We start from the raw sequence: 1628 nt of genomic DNA on the forward strand, positions 1-1628 counted from the left end.
TCGACTTCTCTAAGGTTGAGTCAGGTAAACTCGAGCTTGAGCAGGTCTCTTTCGACTTAATTGACTTAATCTCCAGCTTGGCTGCGAAGGTTGTCGCTAAGGTCGTGGGCAGAACCTTCAATCAGGTCTGCATCGATATAGATCAAGGGGACCTTACCAGGCCCGACAACATGTTCATTGAGTGAATTGAGCACGGAATTGGAGCTGTCGCAGATATATGAGGGAATTCCCCATTTACTTAGCTGTTTCTCAATTTCCTTGGCTGTGTCCTGATGTTTATCGAGAATAAATGCTAGCAGTTGTTCGGTCTCAAATTGTGGCGCGCTTTCTTTGTTTTCAGTAGAGCTGTCAACCATGAATGAGGCAGTAAAGACACTACCTTTACCTAGCTCACTGGCGACTCTAATATCGCCATGCATTAATTGGCATAAATTTCGAGAAATAGTTAAACCAAGGCCAGTGCCGCCATATTTTCGAGTGGTTGAGGCATCTGCTTGTGAGAATGAGTCAAATATCGTTGCCAGCTTATCTTTAGCTATTCCGGTACCGGTATCGTGAACTTCGCAAATTAGATCCAGGCTGTCACCAAAGTCTTCGTAGACTTCTAGTTTTAGGGTTACGCTACCGGAAGAAGTAAACTTTATCGCATTCGATATTAAACTCGTTAAGACTTGCCTGATTCGCCCAGGGTCACTTGTGATATGGGTTTTATTGATGCCCGAAACATCGACAACGAAGTCTATGTCTTTGTCGTATGCTTGCTTACTAAGTGTTTTCGCCAAGCTGGAGATTAAGTCAATTAAGTCGAAAGAGACCTGCTCAAGCTCGAGTTTACCTGACTCAACCTTAGAGAAGTCGAGTATATCGTTGATCAAGCTTAGCAAGGACTCAGCACTAGATTTTGCCAATGAGGCTCTTTGTCTTTGCTCATCACTGAGCTCTGTGTTCATCAGCAGATTGAGCATGCCGAGTACACCGTTCATTGGCGTGCGTATTTCATGACTCATGCTGGCCAGGAACTCAGACTTAACTTTCAACGCATTTTCGGCAACGGCTTTTTCTTCTTGAAGGGCTATTTCACGGAATTCTAGTTCTTGTGCGTAATCAGATAATTTTGAGGCTGAAACTTTGACCTCTGAAAGATCCTCGATACAAATAAAGGCTCCGAGGACTTCGTTATTTTCGCCAAAATCAGGATGGTAATTCGCTTTGCAATGCCTTTTACCGTTAACGGTCGCCATATCTGTTTCCAAGTGACAGGACGTCCCGCTTAGAGCCTTTTTAATGTAGGGTTGAGTCCGTTCGTAAATGGCTTCACCCAAGGCTTCAGAAATTGCTTTACCCTTATAGGTGCTAGTATCACGGCCGCTCCAGCGACTATAGTTCTTGTTAACGAACTGAAAGCGCTCTTGTGCATCAATGTAGGAAAGTAATACGGGGACACCGTCGGTGATGCCATCGATAATACGCCGGGTTTCGTTTACCTCCTCAGCGCGTTTGGCTATGTCTTTGGCAAGAGCATTATAGCGCTTAACCAAAGTGCCTAACTCATCCTCGCTTTGGTAGCTTAAGGGAGAATTTAGGCCGTTACTTTGTTGCTGGTGTAGCTCTTCGGTAATGCTTTCCAA

Annotated in this window: 1 protein-coding gene; it reads right to left on the bottom strand. The window is 44.7% G+C overall.

Annotated features, from left to right (window positions below; translation table 11 throughout):
• Positions 1-65: 65 nt before the first annotated feature.
• On the bottom strand, positions 66-1628 hold a 1563-nt coding region (locus A3757_RS24745; RefSeq protein ID WP_156506575.1), incomplete at its 5' end, for a PAS domain-containing sensor histidine kinase.

This window comes from Oleiphilus sp. HI0117 (genome assembly GCF_001635235.1).